Origin of the sequence: Devosia enhydra (assembly GCF_900119845.1) — a bacterium.
Taxonomy (GTDB): Bacteria; Pseudomonadota; Alphaproteobacteria; order Rhizobiales; family Devosiaceae; genus FPKU01.
On sequence record NZ_FPKU01000004.1, the window covers coordinates 93621 to 111018 of the forward strand.

The 17398-nt window shown below is 64.8% G+C and carries 12 protein-coding genes and 2 tRNA genes; 9 read left to right on the forward strand and 5 right to left on the reverse strand.

Going from position 1 to position 17398, the window contains the following annotated elements; all coding sequences use genetic code 11:
• Positions 1–198: 198 nt before the first annotated feature.
• Together gltB and BT183_RS18975 are read left to right on the forward strand one after the other, a co-directional pair.
• Positions 199–4905 (forward strand): glutamate synthase large subunit, encoded by a 4707-nt coding sequence (gltB, locus tag BT183_RS18970; protein WP_072346549.1) that lies wholly within the window; start codon positions 199–201, stop codon positions 4903–4905.
• A 14-nt stretch (positions 4906–4919) separates the two neighbouring features.
• On the forward strand, positions 4920–6338 hold the full coding sequence (locus BT183_RS18975; protein WP_072346551.1) for a glutamate synthase subunit beta: 1419 nt from the start codon (positions 4920–4922) through the stop codon (positions 6336–6338).
• A gap of 867 nt (positions 6339–7205) precedes the next feature.
• Here the strand turns inward: BT183_RS18975 and BT183_RS18980 are convergent.
• Complete coding sequence (locus tag BT183_RS18980; RefSeq protein WP_072346552.1) at positions 7206–7673, reverse strand: Hsp20 family protein; 468 nt, start codon at positions 7671–7673, stop codon at positions 7206–7208.
• A gap of 419 nt (positions 7674–8092) precedes the next feature.
• Here BT183_RS18980 and BT183_RS18985 point away from each other — a divergent pair, with 419 nt between their 5' ends.
• A complete protein-coding gene (locus BT183_RS18985) occupies positions 8093–9061 on the forward strand; it encodes an alpha/beta fold hydrolase (protein WP_072346554.1) in 969 nt (322 codons plus the stop codon).
• Positions 9062–9063: 2 nt separating this feature from the next.
• Here the strand turns inward: BT183_RS18985 and hisN are convergent, their stop codons facing one another.
• Together hisN and BT183_RS18995 are read right to left on the reverse strand one after the other, a co-directional pair.
• Positions 9064–9876, reverse strand: coding sequence for a histidinol-phosphatase (hisN, locus tag BT183_RS18990; protein ID WP_084603699.1), 813 nt, complete (start codon positions 9874–9876; stop codon positions 9064–9066).
• Between the two features lie 275 nt (positions 9877–10151).
• Complete coding sequence (locus tag BT183_RS18995; protein WP_084603700.1) at positions 10152–11045, reverse strand: N-formylglutamate amidohydrolase; 894 nt, start codon at positions 11043–11045, stop codon at positions 10152–10154.
• Positions 11046–11207: 162 nt separating this feature from the next.
• Here BT183_RS18995 and cpdR point away from each other — a divergent pair, with 162 nt between their 5' ends.
• From cpdR to BT183_RS21300, 6 genes are all read left to right on the forward strand, one after another.
• Positions 11208–11570 (forward strand): cell cycle two-component system response regulator CpdR, encoded by a 363-nt coding sequence (gene cpdR, locus BT183_RS19000; protein ID WP_072346558.1) that lies wholly within the window; start codon positions 11208–11210, stop codon positions 11568–11570.
• A 97-nt stretch (positions 11571–11667) separates the two neighbouring features.
• Positions 11668–11742, forward strand: a tRNA-Val gene (locus BT183_RS19005).
• Between the two features lie 68 nt (positions 11743–11810).
• Positions 11811–11885, forward strand: a tRNA-Val gene (locus tag BT183_RS19010).
• Positions 11886–12005: 120 nt separating this feature from the next.
• Positions 12006–12470 (forward strand): hypothetical protein, encoded by a 465-nt coding sequence (locus tag BT183_RS19015; RefSeq protein WP_143145903.1) that lies wholly within the window; start codon positions 12006–12008, stop codon positions 12468–12470.
• Between the two features lie 246 nt (positions 12471–12716).
• Positions 12717–13010, forward strand: coding sequence for a helix-turn-helix domain-containing protein (locus tag BT183_RS21295; protein ID WP_177282635.1), 294 nt, complete (start codon positions 12717–12719; stop codon positions 13008–13010).
• Positions 13000–13242, forward strand: a complete 243-nt coding sequence (locus tag BT183_RS21300; protein WP_072346564.1) for a helix-turn-helix domain-containing protein — start codon at positions 13000–13002, stop codon at positions 13240–13242. The genes BT183_RS21295 and BT183_RS21300 overlap by 11 nt, the downstream gene beginning before the upstream one ends.
• A gap of 27 nt (positions 13243–13269) precedes the next feature.
• Here BT183_RS21300 and BT183_RS19030 read toward each other — a convergent pair whose 3' ends face one another.
• Both BT183_RS19030 and BT183_RS19035 read right to left on the reverse strand, forming a co-directional pair.
• A complete protein-coding gene (locus BT183_RS19030; protein ID WP_072346566.1) occupies positions 13270–15744 on the reverse strand; it encodes a hypothetical protein in 2475 nt (824 codons plus the stop codon).
• Positions 15745–15899: 155 nt separating this feature from the next.
• Positions 15900–17390 carry a hypothetical protein gene (locus tag BT183_RS19035; protein WP_072346568.1) on the reverse strand — a complete coding sequence of 497 codons (1491 nt, stop codon included), beginning with the start codon at positions 17388–17390 and terminating at the stop codon, positions 15900–15902.
• Positions 17391–17398 lie beyond the last annotated feature (8 nt).

A 17398-nucleotide genomic window follows, 5' to 3' on the forward strand; every position in this document is an offset into this window, starting at 1 on the left:
GTGAGCGGAAACGGAGCGACGGGGACCTTGGGTCCCAAATGGGCGGCCATTTGGATGCAGAGCCGCTCTCCAGGAATTCGGATTGCGCTTTTGTGTCGAGCCGTACCCCTTGTGTACGACCCGGACGACGGCGTGCCGAGAAGGGATTAGACTGAACGCGGCCGGCTTGAAAACGGCGCATAATCGAGGACGAGCGACATGACTGATGATCGGATGGGCGAAATCCAACCCCTGGCAACCGCGTCGGCCACTCGCAAATTCACCCGTCCCGTGGCTGCCGGGCTGTTCGATCCCAATCGCGAGCACGATGCCTGCGGCGTCGGCTTCATCGTCAACCTCAAGAACAGCCCCAGCCACAAGATCGTCCAGAACGGCCTCGCCATTCTCGAAAATCTCGAGCATCGCGGCGCCGTTGGTGCCGATCCGCTGATGGGGGACGGCGCCGGCATCATGGTGCAGATCCCCGACCGCTTCTTCCGCAAGGAAGCGGCGCGGCTGGACATCGATCTGCCGGGGCAGGGCGAATATGCCGTCGGCTTCATCTTCATGCCGCAGGACGCCGCCCTGCGCGCCAAGATGGAGCGCGTCGTCGAGCGTGCCATCGCCGATGAAGGCCAGATCGTGCTGGGCTGGCGCGATGTGCCCTCGGACAATTCCTCGCTCTCCAAGGCGCCCGAGATCGCCGCGACCGAGCCGTTCCATCGCCAGGTGATCATCGGGCGCGGTTCCGACATCGCCGACGCCGATGCCTTCGAGCGCAAGCTCTACATCCTGCGCAAGGTCATCTCGTCCAAGATCTATTCGGCCTATGCCGGCGAGCCGACCGATTTCTACGTCGTGTCGATGAGCTGCCGCACGCTGGTCTACAAGGGCATGTTCCTTGCCGCCCAGCTCGGCGCCTATTATCGCGACCTGCACGATCCCGATTTCGAATCCGCCCTGGCGCTCGTGCACCAGCGCTTTTCGACCAACACCTTCCCCTCCTGGCGGCTGGCCCACCCCTATCGCTTCGTCTCGCACAATGGCGAGATCAACACGGTGCGCGGCAACGTCAACTGGATGGCGGCCCGGCAGGCCAGCGTCACCTCCAAGCTCTATGGCGCCGATATCGCCAAGCTGTGGCCGATTTCCTACGAGGGCCAGTCCGATACGGCGTGCTTTGACAACGCGCTCGAATTCCTGCTGCGCGGCGGCTATTCGCTGCCCCATGCCGCTATGATGCTGATCCCGGAGGCCTGGGCCGGCAATCCGCTGATGGATGAGGACCGGCGCGCCTTCTACGAATATCACGCCGCGCTGATGGAGCCGTGGGACGGCCCCGCCGCCATGTGTTTTTCCGATGGCAAGCAGATCGGCGCCACGCTCGACCGCAACGGCCTGCGTCCGGCCCGCTATATCGAGACGGCGGACGACGAGGTCATCATGGCCTCCGAAGCCGGCGTGCTGCCCATCCCGCAGGATCGCATCAAGCGCAAGTGGCGCCTGCAGCCGGGCAAGATGCTGCTGATCGATCTCGAGCAGGGCCGCATCGTTTCCGACGACGAGATCAAGGCCGAGCTCGCCAAGGCCCATCCCTATCGCAAGTGGCTGGCCCGCACCCAGATCGTGCTCGAGGACCTGCCCCCTGTGGCCTATGAGCCCAAGGACAGCCCCGTGCCGCTGCTCGACCGGCAGCAGGCCTTTGGCTACACGCAGGAAGACCTGAAGCTCCTGCTCACCCCCATGGCCGCAACCGGCCAGGAGGCCGTGGGCTCGATGGGCACCGACACGCCGATCTCGGCGCTCTCGGACAAGTCCAAGCTGCTCTACACCTATTTCAAGCAGAACTTCGCGCAGGTCACCAATCCGCCGATCGATTCGATCCGCGAGGAGCTGGTGATGAGCCTCGTCTCGTTCATCGGGCCGCGGCCGAACCTGCTCGATCTCGAAGGCTCGGGCAACCGCAAGCGCCTCGAAGTGCGCCAGCCCATCCTGACCAATGAGGATCTCGAAAAGATCCGCGCCATTGGCGGCATGGAAGACAATCCCTTCCAGTCCAAGACGCTGGACATCACCTATCCGGCCGCCTCGGGCGCCGAGGGCATGAAGCGCGCGCTCGACGAGCTGTTCTCGGATGCCGAGATGGCCGTGCATGCGGGCACCAACATCATCATCCTCTCCGATCGTGCCATCGGGCCCGACCGCATCGCCATTCCGGCGCTGCTGGCCACTGCCGGCGTGCATCACCACCTCATCCGCAAGGGCCTGCGCACGTCGGTGGGCCTTGTGGTCGAGACCGGCGAAGCCCGCGAAATCCATCATTTCTGCGCGCTGGCCGGCTATGGCGCCGAAGCCATCAACCCCTATCTCGCCTTCGAGACGCTGCTCGCGATGAAGGAAGACTATCTCCCCCCCGAGGTCGATGAGCACGAGCTCGTCTATCGCTACATCAAGGCGATCGGCAAGGGCATCCTCAAGGTCACCGCCAAGATGGGGATTTCGACCTACCAGTCCTATTGCGGCGCGCAGATCTTCGATGCGGTGGGGCTCACCACCGAGTTCGTCAACCGCTACTTCACCGGCACCGCCACCACCATCGAGGGCGCCGGCCTCAAGGAGATCGCCGAGGAGACGGTGCGGCGCCATGCCGAGGCCTTCGGTAATTCCCCGGTGCTCGAGGATTCGCTCGATGTGGGCGGGGATTATGCCTTCCGCCAGCGCGGGGAGGCCCATGTGTGGCGCTCCGAGACCGTTGCGAGCCTGCAGCACGCGGCGCGCGGCAACCTGCCCGACAAGTATCGGGAGTTCTCCAGGCTCATCAACGAAGACGACCAGAAGCACCTCACCATCCGCTCGCTCTTCCGCATCCGGAGTGCCGAGGAAGATGGCCGCACGCCCGTGCCGCTCGAGGAGGTCGAGCCGGCCTCCGAGATCGTCAAGCGCTTCTCCACCGGCGCGATGAGCTTCGGCTCGATCAGCCGCGAGGCGCACACCACCCTGGCGATTGCGATGAACCGCATCGGCGGCAAGTCCAATACCGGCGAGGGTGGCGAGGAGCCCGATCGCTTCCAGCCGCTGCCCAATGGCGATTCCATGCGCTCGGCCATCAAGCAGGTGGCCTCGGGCCGGTTCGGCGTGACCACGGAATATCTGGTCAATTCCGACATGATCCAGATCAAGATGGCCCAGGGCGCCAAGCCCGGCGAGGGCGGCCAGCTGCCCGGCCACAAGGTCGATGCGGTCATCGCCAAGGTGCGCCATTCCACCCCGGGCGTCGGGCTCATCTCGCCCCCGCCGCACCACGACATCTATTCGATCGAGGATCTGGCCCAGCTGATCTTCGACCTCAAGAACGTCAACCCCACCGGCCAGGTGTCGGTCAAGCTCGTCTCCGAGGTCGGGGTGGGCACGGTTGCCGCCGGCGTCTCCAAGGCGCGGGCCGACCATGTCACCATCTCGGGCTATGAGGGCGGCACGGGCGCGTCCCCGCTGACTTCGCTCAAGCATGCTGGTTCCCCATGGGAGATCGGGCTTGCCGAAACCCACCAGACGCTGGTGGGCAACAAGCTGCGCGGCCGCATCGCCGTGCAGGTCGATGGCGGCCTGCGCACCGGGCGCGACATCGTCATCGGCGCGCTTCTGGGTGCCGACGAGTTCGGCATGGCCACCGCTCCGCTGATCGCGGCGGGCTGCGTCATGATGCGCAAGTGCCATCTCAACACCTGCCCTGTGGGCATCGCCACGCAGGACCCGGTGCTGCGCAAGCGCTTCACCGGCAAGCCCGAGCATGTCATCAACTACCTGTTCTTCGTCGCCGAGGAAGTGCGCGAGCTGATGGCCGCGATGGGCTATCGCCGCGTCAAGGAAATGGTCGGGCAGATGCAGATGCTCGACAAGCGCGCCGTGGTCGACCACTGGAAGGGCAGGGGGCTCGATTTCTCGCGCCTCTTCCACAAGCCCGAGGCCGATGAAGGCGTCGCCATATATCACTGCGAGACGCAGGATCATCCCATCGTGGACATCCTCGATCGCAAGCTGATCGCCGAGGCGATGCCGGCGCTCGAAAATGGCACCCCGGTGCACATCGAAACCACCATCGCCAGCGTCAACCGCTCGGCCGGTGCCATGCTGGGCGGCGAAGTGGCCAAGCGCTACGGCCATGCCGGCCTGCCCGAGGATACCATCGCCATCTCGCTCTCGGGCACGGCGGGGCAGAGCTTCGGGGCCTGGGTCACCAAGGGCATCTCGATCGATCTCGTGGGCGAAGCCAACGACTATGTCGGCAAGGGCCTATCGGGCGGCCGGCTCGTCGTGCGCCCCGCCGACAATGCGGGCTTTGTGCCCGAGGATGCGATCATTGTCGGCAACACCGCGCTTTACGGCGCCATCACCGGGGAATGCTATTTCCGCGGCGTGGCCGGCGAGCGCTTCGCGGTCCGCAATTCGGGTGCCATCGCCGTCGTCGAGGGCACCGGCGATCATGGTTGCGAATACATGACGGGCGGCGTCGTCGTGGTGCTCGGGCGCACCGGGCGCAACTTCGCCGCCGGCATGTCGGGCGGCGTGGCCTATGTGCTCGACGAGGACGAGAGCTTCGAGAGCCGCTGCAACATGTCGATGGTGGCGCTCGAGCCGGTGGTCGAGGAGGAGGAGCTGCGCGAGCGCGAGTTCCACCAGACCGGCGACCTGCAGACCAAGGGCGTCGTCGAGATCCTCTCGGATCTGGGCAAGCGCGATGTGGAACGGCTCTACAGCCTCATCCTGCGCCACAAGCGTTTCACCGGGTCGCGGCGCGCTGCCGAGATCCTCGAGAACTGGGAGGCCTGGTTGCCCAAGTTCCGCAAGGTGATGCCGGTGGAATACCGCCGCGCCCTCGCCGAGATGGAAGCGCAGCAGTCGGCCGAACAGCACGTCGCCGCCGAGTAAGGGGAGAACAACCAATGGGCAAGATCACAGGTTTCCTCGAGATCGACCGGCGCGACCGCAAATACGCGCCGGCGGCCGACCGCGTCCGCCATTACGAAGAGTTCGTCATCCCCCTGGGCGATGCCGGCACCCGCGAGCAGGCGGCCCGCTGCATGGATTGCGGCGTGCCCTACTGCCACAATGGCTGCCCGGTGAACAACCAGATCCCGGACTGGAACGACCTCGTCTATCGCGGCGACTGGCTGAAGGCGCTCAAGAACCTTCACTCCACCAACAATTTCCCCGAATTCACCGGCCGCATCTGCCCCGCCCCGTGCGAGGCCTCGTGCACGCTCAACATCCCCGATACCCCGGTCACCATCAAGACCATCGAATGCGCGATCGTCGACAAGGGCTGGGAAGAGGGCTGGATCACCCCGCATCTCAACCCGGTGCGCACGGGCAAGCGCGTCGCCGTCATCGGCTCGGGCCCGGCCGGCATGGCCTGCGCCCAGCAGCTGGCACGCGCAGGCCATGAGGTGCATCTTTACGAGAAGGCCGACGGCATCGGCGGGCTGATGCGCTACGGCATTCCCAATTTCAAGCTCGACAAGCGCCTGATCGATCGGCGTGTCGAGCAGATGGTTGCCGAGGGCGTCGTGCTCCATACCGGCGTCAATGTCGGACACGATGTCAGCATCGACGAGCTTGCCGAAAGCCATGACGCTGTGGTGATGGCCGGTGGCGCCGAAAAGCCGCGCGACCTGCCCATTCCCGGCCGCGAGCTCGAAGGCATCCATTTCGCCATGGATTTCCTCGGCCAGCAGAACCGCCGCATCACCGAGGAAAATCTCGACAATGCCAGTCCCATCCTTGCCGGCGGCAAGCATGTGGTGGTCATCGGGGGCGGCGATACGGGCTCGGACTGCATCGGTACCTCCAATCGCCAGGGCGCCCTCTCGGTCACGCAGATCGAGATCATGCCGGCCCCGCCCGAGAAGGAAAACAAGGGCCTGACCTGGCCAAATTGGCCGATGAAGATGCGCACCTCCTCGAGCCAGGAAGAGGGCGTGGTCCGCGATTTTGCCGTGGCCACCGTGCGTTTCGAGGGCGAGGACGGCAAGGTCAAGGCCCTGCACTGCGCCCGCGCCGATGAGAAGTTCCAGCCCATCCCGGGCACCGAATTCGTCCTCAAGGCCGATCTGGTGCTGCTCGCCATGGGCTTTGTCGGCCCTGTTCAGGATGGCATGGTCAAGGCCTCGGGCGTCGAGCTCGACAAGCGCGGCAATGTCTTTGCCGATACGCTCTCCTACAAGACCAGCCGCGAAAAGCTCTTCTCCTGCGGCGACATGCGGCGCGGCCAGAGCCTCGTCGTCTGGGCCATCCGCGAAGGCCGCCAGGCCGCCCGCGCCGTCGACCTCCACCTGATGGGCAAAACCGAACTGCCGCGGTAAGGGAAGTACAGAGGCTGCGGCGAAATCCGCTGCCTCGTCATCCCTACGAAAGTCGGGATCCAGTGAGGTCTCTCGTACACTTCACAGAGGTCCTCATCCTGAGGAGCCCCGCAGGGGCGTCTCGAAGGACGAGGGCCGGGCACACCGAACATCCCGTCCCGCCTTCATCCCATATGCCTCGGCTCCTGCGTCCCCTCTCCCTTCGGAGGCTTCTCCCCTCAAATCGCTCCGGGGGAGCGATTTGAGGGGAGAAGGCCATGAGAGCTATGCTCGAATGGCGTGAGGGTGAGGGGGCCTTGCCGCTTGCGAGATCGCAAGGCCCCCTCACCCGGCGCTCCGCGCCGACCTCTCCCCCAAGGGAGAGGTGAAGGGCGCCCATGGTTCAAGACGCGCCTTTGGCGCTCCTCACCATGACAGCTCTCCGGCAGGAGCGTGAACGCATCGAACTTATCCCCGCCCCCACCTACCACCCCCATAATGCCCCCCATCTCCCACCCGGGCGGTGTCGCGACGAACGATCGGGGTGGGATGCGGGTGCGGGGCCGGTCGCGGGCCTGCAGGCCGTCGATGATGTGTATGGCCAGAGGGCCAAGGCCAGGACGGGAGCTCAACACTCCCGGGACCCGGGGACATAGCCCAAACGCCCCGTTCGCATCCCGACCCAGCCAAAAATCCCGAACACCCGGCGAGGCGCAAGTCTCACCCAACTGCGGACCACCCGCTTCGAGGCGAACCGCCTCGCCGGGCCGCCCAACCTTTCCCAAACCCGGATGGGCCACGCCCTGCCGGCGCGTCCGCATGCAAAAAAGCGCAGGCCTTTCGACCTGCGCTTCGATCAGTCCCTGATGGACTTGAGGCTCTGTCCGGTCAGTTGACCGTCTTGTCCTCGATGGTTTTGGTCGCCCCGTTGCCGCCGGTGCCGATGGCGATCTGGCGGGCCTTCTTGCTGTCGGGCAGCTCGCGCTTGAGCTCGAGATGGAGCAGCCCGTTCTCGAGGTTGGCGCCGGTCGCCTCGACATAGTCGGCCAGCTGGAAGCGCAGCTCGAAGGCGCGCTCGGCAATGCCGCGATGGAGGAATTCACGGGCCTTGTCGTCGGCCTCGGGCGCCTTGGCACCCTTGATCACGAGGCTGTTCTCCTTGCTCTCGATGACGATCTCGTCGCTGGCAAAGCCGGCAACGGCCACCGAGATGCGATAGGCGTTCTCGCCCAGGCGCTCGATATTGTAGGGCGGATAGGTCTTGGCTTCCTGCCCGACCAGCCCGTCGAGACGGTTGAACAGCCGATCAAAGCCGACGGTGGAGCGATAGAAGGGGGAAAAATCGAAGGTCTGCATGTCACATTCTCCATTGAGCAACGTGTTGCGGCGCTAAGGCCTTTTCGCGCTCCCGTGAGGTGGCAAGCGCATCGGCCGCGTCGGTCCCCGGTTATGCCCGGCGGACAGCCATGATTTAGGATCGGCCTTTTGCGGTTCAAGGGGCCGCATCGCTGAACGGGAAATGAATGGGGCCATCAAGCGGGGTTCATCGCGGCTTTGTTACCAACAGAACTGTGCACACTGTCTGCTGCAGCGATGCACTCGGGGGGACCCCAGTCACCCGCCCCCCGCACCGGGGCCCCCAGGAAAAGGCCGGTTGCCCATGGCGCCGGCCTTTTCTGCTTTCATCGGCAAAGGCTTTTCACTTTTAGGCAAAAAGGCATTAGACGCTTGAGGGAGCGGCTGACGAAAGCCGGCTTTCCGGCCTGGATGTCCTCATGACCGACACTGCCCTTCCGCCAAGCCTTGTCAGCCACCCGGACAATCCGGTGCCCGAGGGCGCGCGGGTCGGCCGGTTCGCCGCCGAGGATGGCGTTGCCCTGCGCTATGCCTATTGGCTGCGCTCGGATGGGCCGCATCGGGGCACCATCTGCCTGCTGCACGGGCGCACCGAGTTCATCGAGAAATACTTCGAGACCATCGCCGATTTCCGCAAGCGCGGCTTTGCCGTCGCCACCTTCGACTGGCGCGGACAGGGCGGTTCGCAGCGCCTCGCGCGCAATCCGCTGCTCGGCTATGTCGATCGGTTCGAGGATTACTGGGTCGATCTCAAGAGCTTCCACCGCTCGGTGCTGCTGCCCGATACCCCGCCGCCCTATTATGCAGTGGGTCATTCCATGGGTGGGCTCGTGGCCCTGCATGCAGCGGTGCGCGACCGCATGATGTTCGATCGGCTGTTCCTTTCGGCTCCCATGCTCGGGCTCGATCGCCAGAGGCTATCGCTGCGGGGTACCGCAAGGCTTGCCGATGCGCTCTGCTTTTTCGGGGCCGGCCAGCTGCCGGTGGGGCGACGGAGCGAGCGGCCGCCCTCCGAGCGCGCCTTTGCCAATAATCCGCTGACCTCGGACTTTCGCCGCTACATGCGCAGCGTAAAGGTGCTCGAGGCCGAGCCGGGGCTGGCCATCGGGCGGCCGGCGGTGCGCTGGGTGGCGGCGGCGATGCATGCGATGGATCAGGCGGGCACCGACAGCTTCCCCGTCGCGGTGAAGATCCCCACCCTGATGCTGGCTGCGGCGCGCGACAGCGTGGTCTCGACGGTCACCACCGAGCGGCTGGGCCTCAGGATGCGCACCGGCCGGCACGTGCTGGTGCCGGCGGCCCGGCACGAGCTGTTCATGGAGGCCGATGCGATAAGGGCGCAGGTGCTGGCGGCGTTCGACGCCTTCATCACCACGCAGTCGCGCTGATCTCAGCCGCCGTGGCGGCGAATGAGCGCGAGGGTTTCGGCATGCAGCGCCGGTGTGGCGGCGGCGATGCAGTTGCCGCCGGTTTCGGCCGGGCCGCCCTGCCAGTTGGTGACGATGCCACCGGCATTCTCGATGATGGGGATGAGCGGCGCGATGTCGACATTCTTGAGTCCCGCCTCGACCACGAGGTCGATATGGCCGCTGGCCAGCAGGCAATAAGCGTAGCAGTCGAGCCCGTAGCGGCACTGAAGCGCCGCGTTGCGCACCGCGGTCCAGACATCGGCGAGCCCGTTGCTGAAGAGCTCGGGTGTAGTCGTCGAGAGCTTGGCCTTGGCCAGTTTATCCACCCCGCTTGTGCGCGCCACCGCGTTGGTATCGCGATGTACGTAGTGGGTTTCACCCGGCATGCCGATCCAGCTTTCACCGGTAAACGGCTGGGCCATCAGCCCGGCCACGGCGCGGCCGCGATGGGTGAGGCCGATGAGCGTGCCCCACACCGGTACGCCCGAGATATAGGCTCGCGTGCCATCGATAGGGTCGATGATCCACTCAAAGGCGCTGTCGGCCGCCTTGGGGTCCCATTCCTCGCCCGTGATGCCGTGGTCGGGAAAGGCTTCCTCGATCACCTTGCGGATGGCGGTTTCGGCCATCAGGTCGGCCTCGGTCACCGGGTCGAAGCCGATGGCAAATTTGTTCTCGACAGCGAGCGGGGTGCGAAAGCGCGAAAGCGTCAGCTCGGCAGCGGCCTCGGCGGCGGCAAGAAGCGTCCTGAGCACGCGGTCGGCGTCGAGCCCATCGGGAAAATGCGGTGTCATCGGTCTGGCCCGGTTCTTCGGCCCTGTCCGCCGCATGAATCATTTATGCAACAGCGCTGGCCCCACGAGGCCCTTCTATCCCGGAACTGGTTAAGAGCGGCTTGTCCCTCGCGTCAAATCGGTTCAACGCTTTATGGGCATGATGGATGGGCGAGTGCACATCCGGCCGCCGCGCCCCCAAGGTGTTTCGCGGCCGTGCGCTTCCATCGTTTCCTCCCTTGACTCGGGCCGCTCGCGCGGCCCGTTTTCTTTGCGGGGGCAGGGGATGGCGGGCGCTATTCCGCCGCGGCCTTCATCGGTTCGGTGGGCCGGCAGATGGCCTGGAGATCCATGCCGGCCAGCGCCAGGATCAGCCGCTCCATCAGCACGCGCGTCGCCGGAAAGCCCTGATGGGGCTCGAGTGTCACCTCGTTCATGTAGAGATGCCGGCTGATCTCGATCTGCAGCGCATGCAGCCCATGGCCGGGCCGGCCATAGGTGCGGGTGATGAAACCGCCCGCATAAGGCCTGTTGCGGGCCACGCGCAGCCCGGCGGCGGTAAAGGCGGTTTCGACGAAGTCGACCAGCGCCGGGGCGCAGGTGGTGCCGTAGCGGTCACCCAGCACCACGTCCGGGGCCAGCCGATCGCCCTGCCGATGCAGCCGCGGCATCGAGTGGCAGTCGATGAGCACGGCGATGCCGAAGCTGGCGGAGGCCTCGCTCAAAAGCCGTTGCAGCGTCGTGTGATAGGGCTGGTAGATGCCTTCGATCCGCGTCCGCGCATCCTCGAACAGCAGGGGCTCGCGATAGATCGGCTTGTTCTCGGCGACGAGCTTTGCGATCGTGCCAAGGCCCGCCGCCACCCGCGGGCTACCGACATTGGCGCGCTCGGGCAGGGCATCGGCGAACATGGCCGGGTCGAGTTCCCAGGGCTCGCGGTTGACGTCGAGATAGGCGCGGGGAAAATGTGCCCTGAGCAGCGGGGCGCCGACATGCGGGGCGCGGGCGAAGAGCGCGTCGACAAAGGCATCCTCGGACTGGCGAATCGACAGGGCATCGAGCCGGGTCATGGCAAGGAAGCGTTCGGGATAGTCGCGTCCGGAATGGGCGGAGTTGAAAACCAGCGGCGTCGCGAGCCGTCGCGGCCGTATCGTCTCGAATGCCGGCCTGTCCCGGAAGTCCGAAAACAAGGGCTGATCTCCTCTTTTGGCGCCAATGTGCCGAGGCGGTGCTGCTTTGTCCAGTCACGGCAGGGGGATGCGACAGCCGGCCCCGCATGGTTGCCAAGCGGTAAACTTAGATTAAGCATCTCTTTGTATTGATCCGGGGTGACGACTCTCCCGAGGCTTGCGATGAAGCGAATCCTGCTCGCCGAAGACGACAATGACATGCGCCAGTTCCTGACGCGTGCGCTCAAGAATGCCGGCTATGATGTCATCTCGTTCGACAATGGCCGATCCGCCTATGAGCGCCTGCGCGAGGAGCCTTTTTCCCTGCTGCTTTCCGATATCGTGATGCCGGAAATGGATGGCATCGAGCTGGCCCGGCGGGCCACCGAGCTCGATCCGGACCTCAAGGTGATGTTCATCACCGGCTTTGCCGCAGTGGCCCTCAACCCCGACAACGAGGCGCCGCGCGACGCAGCGGTACTCTCCAAGCCCTTCCATCTGCGCGATCTCGTGGGTGAGGTCGAGCGCATACTGGCGGCGGCCTGACTGCATCGGCAAATGCCCGTTCGGGGCACTTGACCGCTGCCGGGGTTTTGTGGTCTATGCGGCGCGTCGGCGTCGCTTGCGGTGCAGATTGGAAATGGGGCGTGTAGCTCAGCGGGAGAGCACTACGTTGACATCGTAGGGGTCACAAGTTCGATCCTTGTCACGCCCACCATTCCCTCCCTTGATCCGCATCGGGGGAGCGCCGGAAAGCCCGGCAGACATGATCCGGTTCGCCGGTACGGGTGCGTAGCTCAGCGGGAGAGCACTGCCTTCACACGGCAGGGGTCACAGGTTCAATCCCTGTCGCACCCACCATTTTTTCCTTTATTTTCAACGCGTTGGCTCTGTCTGCGTCGTGGGCGCAGGCGGTCCCACACTCACGTCCCACATTGGCGTTCGCGCCTCGATCAGTGGTCGCGCGAAGGAGGGGCACCAATGCGGCAAGAAATTAGTTCGAATCGAGCCGATTTTGCGCGTTGTATGGTGGCACCGGACAATCGCTCGACGCGCGCAAAAGTGCGCAAGTTTGCGCGCCTGAATGACCTGCTGTGGCACGTTGTGGCATATTTAGCTGTTCTCGCATTCGCTTCTGCGGAGGCTGCGCATGCCCAAATGTCGGACCAAATGTCTGGAATCGGCACCTGGGCCTGCGCAGACTTCATACAAAATGTCGGCGAAACCGACGTTCAGATAGCCGCGCATGGCTTCGTCATTGGTTTCGTGTCCGGCCTCAATGTTGCGCAGATCGTGGATGGCAAGCCTTACTATAGCCTCCAGGGGGTCGGCATGTTGGAAAGCTTGGCCCCAGTGCTCGAATTCTGCAGGTCAAATCCCCGGCAGCCCTTGATTGCCGGCGCCGACGCGCTTCTACTCACGCTATCGAAAAAGATGGCGCGTTAGCTCTTGCCTGGCGGACTTTAGTCTAAGTGCCACGCATTATCGTTTGTTTCTCCTCAAAATAATAGTGCGCCTTGGGTCACCCTCGCCTCTTGCAGTGTACACGTGGTGACCGCCGAGAGGCGAAATCTGTCTGACGCAATGTCGGTCGTTCGATTTGTCAGAATTTTGTTGAAAATCGCGGCCGACAACACCCCGATTGACAGACGCGAGCGAGGCGAACGACATTCGTGGTCCGGAGGAACGATCATGTTGTTGACGTCGAAGGAAGCGTGCAGATACCTAAACTGCAAAGAAAGCGTTCTGAATAGACTAACAGGAGAGGGGATTATTCCTTACTACCAACTGGGGCGAAGACGCCTTTTTGCGGAAGAAGACCTGGCTCATTATGAGGAGGATTGGAAGGCCGGCAAAGTTGTATCGCCTCAAGAAATCGCTGGCAGTCGCCGCTATTTAAACTTTCGCATGTGGATGCAGGGCGCCGCGAGGCGCAGTGAGGTTGCCCTCCTTCGGGAAAAAAAGAAGCGCGAGAATGGAAAATAGCTGGTTGCTCCTTGAGCGCGAAGTCGCAGAGATCCTACGGTGCTCTACTTCGACGGTTAAGCGTCTCCGGTTTTCCGGTGCACTTCGCTATCTTGTCGGCAGACCCGTTAGGATATGGCGACAGGATCTCGATGCTTATCTTCGATCGGCTAGGCGGGGTGGCGAGCGCAATCCGGAAGAGAAGCGACGAAGGGCGGAGGCAATAAAGCAGGCTGTGCGCGGTTCGTCTTGAGCGACCTGGAAGCGCAACCTGGGGCGTCTACCGGCCCATGATGATTTCCTCCAACCGGAGATCGTCGTCTTGGTCGGCTGCCACAGCTCCACCGGTCGCGCCTATAGCGGTTCGGGTGAGGACCCGGGCAAGGCGGCTTTCCTGTTTGGGCGTGATCTTGTGCGCCGGGGTCAGTAACGCCTCAAAAAGTTCCCGGTCCCCAGTCACAGCCTGCCGGATCAGCACTTCGGCGCGGTCGAGCGTCAGATTTTCGAGGATCCGCCGCATCCGCTGGGAAGCGAAGTGCGCGGTCAGCAGAGATGCGCCACTCGCGCCCTTGCCCGCGTGGGCGCCCATTCGCGCAGCGACGGCGCGCGCCATCAGACTGATGACGGGGTTCGGCTCGCCCTCCATTACCGCCCCGATGTTGGGTAGCCGACCGCGGGCAGTCTCAAGCCGAGAGAGCTCATTGATGATCTGCGACAGGCGCGAGCGCTCCTCAGCGCTCAGCAGGCGATTTGCGACGCCCACCATCTGCCGTTCGTTGAGCGCGTTCTGCAAGGCGCGCCCCGACAGGACAGGCTCGCCCGTGTCGTCGAAAGAGCCGCTGCGGGCCCGGGTCATGAGCTCATCAATGAGCGCGCTCTTCAGGCCGGCCACGGCACCGCCGGAGGGATCGCGGGCGGCGTGGGCAAGAAGCTGATCAGTCGCAGCCTCAGGGTTGGGGGCGTTGAGGATGGAGCGGATCTCTTCATTCGGCCTCGCATTCGCGAAAAGAGCTGGCCCCGATCGGCGCGCGTCGAGCATGGAAGCCGCTTCGTCGATCCGCTGGAAGAGAATGCCGGCCTGCTCGGGCGGCAACAGCAGGCCAATCTTCTCCCGGACGGCCGGCGCCGACAGCTTCCGCAGTGCCTGCTGAGCCTGCGCCGTTCCAACGTCAGGGGTTGCAAGGGTGGCGCGGACATTGGCCAGCGCCTCGTCTAGGCTAGACCGGACACCCTGCCGCACAAAGGCCAGTTCGGGCCCGGTCATCTCGTCGAGCATCGCTTGGGCGCGGTCGCGGTGCATGGCCGGATTGAGGAGTTCCTGCCCAAGCAGAAGCGCCTCACGCTGACGGATCGGCGTGGCCGCCGTCTCCAGCGCTTCGGCATAGGCGGGATTGGCAGCACGCAATGCACCGCGGATCTGCCCCGACAGGTTGCCCATGATCCGGCCGACGTCGGTTTGTCCGCCAAGAGCGCCTTGGCCATCTCCCGATCGGGCCATGTGGTTGAGCGCTCGCGTGATGTAGTCGATCTGCCTCGTGTCCGGCATGCGCTCGAAGGTGACAGCGCCGGTGTCGGAGATGCGAGCCATGATCTGGGAGGACTGCACACCTTCGCCCGCCATCATGCGGTTCGCCAAAGCGATCGTGCCCGGTGCGGCCTGCTCCACGCGCCCGATCAGCATCTCCAGGTCGCGCCCGGGCTGCGCTGAGTAATCGATGGGCTCAGCATATGCCGCGTCATAAGCGCTCGATCGCGTGGGCGCACTAGCTTCGCGCAGGGCAGTTGAAGTTCGGTCCACGCCCAAGGGTCGGCCCAGGGCGGCGTCGAGTGCTTGGCCAACCCCTTCGATGTTCTGGTCAAGCGCAGAGCCCATATAGTCGCGAGCGGTACCGGCGCTGCCGCCGGCTGCAGGCTCCCGAAGTGCCTCTCGCAAGACGCGACCACTTTCGGCCTCATCGTTGCGCATGATGAGGTCGACTGTCGGGTCCGTGTCGCGGACAACTTGCTCGAGGGACATCAGGCGGCGCTCACCGGTGGCCACGGCCGGCGAGAGTTCGGAGATGGTCGGCGCGTTGAGGCCTGCCACTGCCGCGGCAGGATCTTCAACGAGATCGCCCATGCGGGAACGTGCCCGCTCCATCGCACCAGCATGAGTGAAGGGTGCAATCTCGCTTTGCACGAACCGCGTGGCTGCGCTGACAACAGGCACACGCTTGGCGGCTTCAGCGACAGCGAACGGGCCGGCTCCGGCCGCCAAGCCTCCGGCGAGCGCGCCGATCATTGGCGCGACGGGATTATCCGGAGCAACGTTCTCTGCCGCATCCGCGCCGACGGCAGCGCCGGCACCGGCGGCCAGCTCGCTGCCGATGGCACGCACGGGCGCTTGGATGAAGGGAGCCACGATGGCATCGCCGAACGTCTTGGCTGCGCCACCGGCGCCCTGGGAGAGCTGCCCAATCCCTTGCGCGACCCGGGCGCCACCGACAAAAGGTAGAAGTGCGCCTGCTGCGCCGCCAACACCCAGCAGGGCATTCTCGGCCAGGCCTTCAGCTTGCTGCCCTTCAGGCAGCGTGCTGATGCCCAAGCCGTTCAGCAGCCGCTCGATACTGGCTGCTCCTCCGATGGGTTCCGAGATCGTTGGAAGGCCCGCACCCGTCAGGGAATTGATACCGCCGATGCCGGCGTTCATGATCGTCGCGACCAAGTCGACTGGACTGCCGATGCCCCCGGCCACGCCTTCATTGACCAGTTGCATCGGGCCGGGTCTTGCCGCTGTTCCCGGCGCAGGGGCAGGGCGCCGCGAAGCGTCTGCGGCTGCAGCTGCGGCGGCCGGCTCGACCATTGGCGCCGATCGCCAGCCATCGGCCGTCGCGGGCCCGTTCTCCAGGAGTGGTGCGTCGCGCCAGGGCATCATGGCTTCCTTCGCAAATTGCCTTCGGGGTCACGAAACGTGGTGCCGCTGGGGAGCGCCTCGTAATCCGCATCGGATCCTACGCGTGGAGGCTCCTGAGCGGCGCCAGCCGGCGCGCCAGGGCCCGCACCAGTGTTGCGTGAGAAGGAGGTGAGCGCCCCCTGGATCCTGCCGATGCTCGCCTGCAGGCCGGCCCTACGAGCCTCGAGTTCCTGGCGATTGGTGGGTGACAGGTCCCGCTGAAGCGCCTGCTCTGTCAGCTGCAGTTCGCTGCCAAGATGCTGGTCTAGAGCCGTGAGCTTGCTCTGTGCCGCTCCCGGGCCTTCAAGCGGGTTGCCCGCATCGGGAGTGAGGTCCTGGATCTGCCGCAGCAGCCACGAAGGCGGCTGCCGGTTGTAGGCGGTGCCGATGTCGTTGAGCAGCGTCTCGCGCAGCACCGCAAAGCCGGACTGGGTCTGCTGAACCGCAGGATAAGCAGGTCCGAACCCCGCAACGTCAGTCGCGCGGTTGACCAGGCCCGTAAGGGCGCCCGAGAGACCGAAGGACTGATCGGCCGCAGGGAAGCGCGAGGCGGGACCGCCCGGGTCGATAGAGGTCGTTTCTGATCCATCCGGCGCAGCGTTGATGGATCCTCGCGGCACCGGCCGGCCCGTTGCCATGTCGACCACTTGCACTTCGCCGGTGACCGGATGCCGGTCCGCTCGCAGCCTGCCGTCCACGATGCCGATCGCGACGCTTTCGGCTTGCCGCGGATCCGCGAAGGCGCCGGTGCCAAGGAAGTCTGCTTTCAGGCGCGCGATGCGGTCCTGGGCGGCAGAACTTTCCCCGCCCTTGGGCGCCGGCTGCGCGCCGGAGCGCACCGCTGCGCCGGGCGACATGAACTGCGGCTGCCCGTTGGCGCCGATAGCCTCCACGGGCGCACGCTGACCCATGATGGTGTCGAGCATCATGTCGTCGGTGAACTGTCCGCCCTGGCGCAGGCGCTCGTTCTGGGCGGCCGTCCACTCGGTCTCGCTGAGCGGCGAGCGCGGCCCCGCAAACTCCGGAACCACCGGGCCCGCGACGCCCCAGTCCTGCGGGTTGAAGCCGGGCCGAAGAGCATCCTGCGAGACCGGCGCCATGGCGCCCTGCATGGCGGCCTCGATCAGGGCGCGCTCATTGTCGGCCGCGTTGTTGGCGCGCGACGTGCCGGCTTGCGTGTCCAAGCCATAGCGGGTCGTGGCGTTGTTCTGGTCCTGGGCATATAAGCTCTGTGTGGGATTCCAGAGGCCAGCAGCCATTGCTCGCCGATCGAATTTTGCCTGGTCGAAATTGGTGGATCCTGCAGCACTGTAGAGTTCCGAAAGTCGCGCAGCCTCTTCCCGTTTGGCATTGGCCGTCGCATAGCCGGCGAGATCGCTTCCGCTTGGCGGTGCGAAGGCTGCAGCGAGATTGGAAAAGGCCTGCCCGATATTGGGGTCGTTGTAATAACGCGAGCTTCGAATGGGCATGATGACCT

Bases quoted from the DNA above. Each gene is read 5' to 3' on its own strand.
- gltB (WP_072346549.1), top strand. From the start codon at position 199: ATGACTGATGATCGGATGGGCGAAATCCAACCCCTGGCAACCGCGTCG.
- BT183_RS18975 (WP_072346551.1), top strand. From the start codon at position 4,920: ATGGGCAAGATCACAGGTTTCCTCGAGATCGACCGGCGCGACCGCAAA.
- BT183_RS18980 (WP_072346552.1), bottom strand. From the start codon at position 7,673: ATGCAGACCTTCGATTTTTCCCCCTTCTATCGCTCCACCGTCGGCTTT.
- BT183_RS18985 (WP_072346554.1), top strand. From the start codon at position 8,093: ATGACCGACACTGCCCTTCCGCCAAGCCTTGTCAGCCACCCGGACAAT.
- hisN (WP_084603699.1), bottom strand. From the start codon at position 9,876: ATGACACCGCATTTTCCCGATGGGCTCGACGCCGACCGCGTGCTCAGG.
- cpdR (WP_072346558.1), top strand. From the start codon at position 11,208: ATGAAGCGAATCCTGCTCGCCGAAGACGACAATGACATGCGCCAGTTC.
- BT183_RS19015 (WP_143145903.1), top strand. From the start codon at position 12,006: ATGCGGCAAGAAATTAGTTCGAATCGAGCCGATTTTGCGCGTTGTATG.
- BT183_RS21295 (WP_177282635.1), top strand. From the start codon at position 12,717: ATGTTGTTGACGTCGAAGGAAGCGTGCAGATACCTAAACTGCAAAGAA.
- BT183_RS21300 (WP_072346564.1), top strand. From the start codon at position 13,000: ATGGAAAATAGCTGGTTGCTCCTTGAGCGCGAAGTCGCAGAGATCCTA.
- BT183_RS19030 (WP_072346566.1), bottom strand. From the start codon at position 15,744: ATGCAACTGGTCAATGAAGGCGTGGCCGGGGGCATCGGCAGTCCAGTC.
- BT183_RS19035 (WP_072346568.1), bottom strand. From the start codon at position 17,390: ATGCCCATTCGAAGCTCGCGTTATTACAACGACCCCAATATCGGGCAG.